Consider the following 3,818-nt stretch of genomic DNA (forward strand, 5'->3'; position numbering starts at 1 on the left):
ACTCGATATTTGTGAAATTATAAATGATTTACTTGAAGATTATGAGAGCGATGAAAAAAATTATGAAGCTTTTATAAGAGAGGTTATATTCCGTGAATTTTATTATGTGTTAATGATGCAGTATCCAGAAACGGCAACTAAATCTTTTTCTGAAAAATATCGAAACATGCAATGGTCTTATAATAAAACACATTTTGAAGTATGGAAAAAAGGTCAAACTGGCTATCCAATCGTTGATGCTGCAATGAAGAAGCTGAATCGTACAGGATATATACATAATCGCTTACGAATGGTCGTATCACAATTTTTAACGAAAAATTTATTTATTGACTGGACTTGGGGTGAGGAGTACTTTAGACAGTATTTGATAGATTATGATAATGCATCTAATGTACACGGATGGCAGTGGTCAGCATCAACAGGAATAAATGAAGTGCCTTATTTCGGAATGTTTAATCCTATACGTCAAAGTGAGCGCTTTGATAAGCAAGGGTATTTTATTAAAACACAGCTAAAAATATTTAATGATGTGAGTAGAAAATACATTCGTGATCCAACTAAATATAATGATGAGTTATGATTGTTCGAAAAAGTGGTATTAATAATATAAAGGAGTCGATGACCATGAATTTTATAAATATATACAATCAGCAGACAGTACAAATTTGTACGGTAAAATTAACACGGTTAATAACTTAAAAGCTAATGTCATTATAGTACATGGTTTAGCAGAATATATGGATCGATATGATGAGTTGACAACTTTTTTGAACGATAATCAATTTAATGTTATTCGTTATGATCAACGAGGACATGGCCGTTCAGAAGGAAAAACTGTTTATTATAATAATGAATTAGAAGAAACGTTGAAAATTATTACAAAGGATGATTCAAATGAAACAATATGATGTTGTATTTTTAGGTAGTGGACACGCAGCTTGGCATAGTGCGCTGACTTTAAACAAAGCGGGGAAATCGGTTGCTATTGTCGAAAAAGATCGTATAGCAGGTACTTGTACAAACTATGGGTGCAATGCCAAAATTTTATTGGAAAACCCTTATGAAGTACTAGAGCAAGCTTCACACTATCCCAACATAATTAATACTGAAGCATTATCAGTGAATTGGGAAAACCTTATGTCTTATAAACATAAAATCATTGACCCTATGGCAAATACTTTGAAAGGTTTATTTGAACAACAAGGTATTGATATTATTGAAGGAACAGGAAAATTAGTGGATGAGCATCACCTCGTAGTAGATGGTGAACAATATTACGGTGAAAATATAGTTATTGCAACAGGTCAACACAGCAATAAGTTAGATATTGAAGGGTCTGAATATACACACGATAGTAGAGACTTCTTATCCTTAGAGCAAATGCCAAATAGTATCACATTTATAGGTATAGGTATTATTAGTATTGAATTTGCTAGCATAACAATTAAATCAGGTGTAGAAACTCATATGATTCATGTTGACGATGAACCGCTCAAAGGTTTTTATTCAGCACATATTACTAAATTAATGGATAAATTGGCAACAGAAGGAGTTCAATTCCATATGAATGAAAATACTACTGTAATTAAAGAGCAAGGTGATAATTATACTGTATCAACAGAATCAGGATTAGAGATTACTACTAACTATGTGTTAGATGCTACTGGACGTAGACCAAATGTCAACGGTATTGGACTTGAAGAAGCTGGCGTTAATTTCACTACTCGAGGTATACAGGTAGATGAATATTTACGCACAAATATCCCTAATATTTATGCTAGTGGTGATGTGTTAGATAAAGTAATTCCTAAATTAACACCTACTGCAACATTTGAATCTAACTATATTGCTGCGCATATTTTGGGTATGAATAAAAATCCTATTACCTATCCTGCAATACCTTCAGTTTTATATACACTACCAAGGTTGTCTAATATTGGAGTTTCTGTAGATGAAGCTAATACTAGTGAGGACTATAAAGTGATAGATATTCCTTTTGGTAAACAAATGGTGTTTGAATACAAAAATGAAACTGAAGCTGAAATGACAATTGTATTAAATAATGATAAACAATTAGTGGGAGCTGCTATATATGCTGATGATGCACCAGATTTAGTTAATTTATTAACTTTCATTGTAAACCAAAAATTAACGGCTCAAGATTTAAATAAAATGATCTTTGCTTTTCCTGGATCATCAAGTGGCGTTATAGATCAATTAAAATTAGCAATGTTATAAAAGGAGTGCTATAAAATAACTAATAATATTTATGATATACAAGTTGTTAACAAAGATGGTAGTAGGTATTAAGTATTATTTAAATGACTACAAAGATAAAGTTATTATATTAGTTAATACTGCCACAAAATGTGGCTTAAGTGGTCAATTTGAAGAATTAGAAGAATATTACCAAAAATATAAAGAGCAAGGGCTAATTATACTTGGATTTCTTTGTAATCAATTTGCTAAACAAAAACCTGGTACTGATGACCAAATAGCTGAAATATGGAAAGAAAATCAAATGGAATTTCACAAGATTTATTATTGCTAAAGATGGTAATGTAGTAAAAAAACTTGCTCCCAAAGGCAGTCCTAAAAAAGTAGAAACTGTATTTCAGAATTTATTATAACTAAGCATTATTAATTGAAATGACACAATAATATAGCGTTTAATATCTAATTATGTTACTAGTAAACATATCCACAATCCTACTGAATAGAACGAAAAAAGCACAATACAAAGCTAAAGTTGATAAAAATGTATTGAAGCTATTACAATCAATAAAATTATAGAAATTTCATTATCTGATTCTATTGTTGATTTACTCCATTAATTTGTTTTAAAAGATTTTAATCCTGTGATGTAAATTAACTTTATTGATCATAATCACTCCTATTTTTAAATATATTGGATTCACATAACCTAAACAGATAAAACTACTTTGCATTCCTACCAATTATAGTGTTATAATTCAATCAACAAAGATTATCAGGCATGTATGCACCAAATCCCCTAACTATGCCAGTAGTTAGGGGATTTTTTGGTGTGACTAGTCGCCTATTTATCGTTGCGATTGTGTAGCCAATGCGCAAATAAAGCAACGATGCAACCACTTGCTGCTGTGGTTATGATGTTCACAAAGATTTCAGACATCGCGTATGCACCTCCTCTCTACGTCAAATTGACGCCTGAGAGATAGGCGACTCCATTATTATACCATCTGTAAATATATAAGCATATGCACTTCCGATAAGTCGTTTTATGTCTAAATAAACATTAAAAAGTAACAATAACAAACTTGATTCTAGTAAAATATAGATATCTTCAAATTTTTTAAATCATTCAAGTTAATGTATAAGTATCTATCCCTATTAAAAGAAAAAGAACGTTATTCCTATATAGTATCAGTACAAGAAGAAACTCATTTTCAACTCGTTTCAAAAACACAAAAAGGACGTCACTAAATGCTATTATTTCTTTCAAGTATTTTTATGATTTTTTTAGGTCATTTAATTTTAAAAAATCCTCCAGAAAAGATAAATCACTTCTACGGTTTTAGAACAAAAAAATCAATGAAAACTCAAGAGAATTGGTATAAAGCCCAAATCTATTGTGGACTATACCTAAAACATTTTTTTAAATATAGCCTTTGTTTTTCCGTGATTTTTATAATCTTAGATGCATTTTCACTAATAACAAATAAAGAAAATATAATACAATGGTCTGTCATAATCCAAAGCATAATTCTCTGTGTTTTACTCTTATACATAATACCTAAAACTAACAAAAAATTAGATTAATCAAGACTATTATCTGC

General features: G+C 30.3%; 6 protein-coding genes. 5 read left to right on the forward strand and 1 reads right to left on the reverse strand.

The features are described 5' to 3' along the window. The 4 genes from EII23_RS11510 to EII23_RS11525 form a co-directional block, all read left to right on the forward strand. Positions 1-580 (forward strand): FAD-binding domain-containing protein (locus EII23_RS11510; protein ID WP_221620394.1); only part of this gene is annotated, 580 nt, incomplete at its 5' end. A gap of 85 nt (positions 581-665) precedes the next feature. Continuing rightward, positions 666-908: an alpha/beta fold hydrolase gene (locus EII23_RS11515; RefSeq protein ID WP_221620395.1), complete on the forward strand. Its 243-nt coding sequence runs from the start codon at positions 666-668 to the stop codon at positions 906-908. After that, positions 895-2,238, forward strand: a complete 1,344-nt coding sequence (locus tag EII23_RS11520; protein WP_124793492.1) for an NAD(P)/FAD-dependent oxidoreductase — start codon at positions 895-897, stop codon at positions 2,236-2,238. The genes EII23_RS11515 and EII23_RS11520 overlap by 14 nt, the downstream gene beginning before the upstream one ends. Before the next feature lie 43 nt (positions 2,239-2,281). Then, on the forward strand, positions 2,282-2,551 hold the full coding sequence (locus EII23_RS11525; RefSeq protein ID WP_409360240.1) for a hypothetical protein: 270 nt from the start codon (positions 2,282-2,284) through the stop codon (positions 2,549-2,551). Between the two features lie 507 nt (positions 2,552-3,058). Here the strand turns inward: EII23_RS11525 and EII23_RS11530 are convergent. Continuing rightward, a complete protein-coding gene (locus EII23_RS11530; RefSeq protein WP_124793493.1) occupies positions 3,059-3,154 on the reverse strand; it encodes a type I toxin-antitoxin system Fst family toxin in 96 nt (31 codons plus the stop codon). A gap of 338 nt (positions 3,155-3,492) precedes the next feature. Between EII23_RS11530 and EII23_RS13680 the strand changes: the two genes are divergently transcribed. Next, positions 3,493-3,801 (forward strand): SdpI family protein, encoded by a 309-nt coding sequence (locus EII23_RS13680; protein WP_255296320.1) that lies wholly within the window; start codon positions 3,493-3,495, stop codon positions 3,799-3,801. The last annotated feature ends 17 nt before the right edge of the window (positions 3,802-3,818 follow it).

This window comes from Desulfovibrio sp. OH1186_COT-070, from assembly GCF_003860215.1.
Lineage (GTDB): Bacteria > Desulfobacterota > Desulfovibrionia > Desulfovibrionales > Desulfovibrionaceae > Desulfovibrio.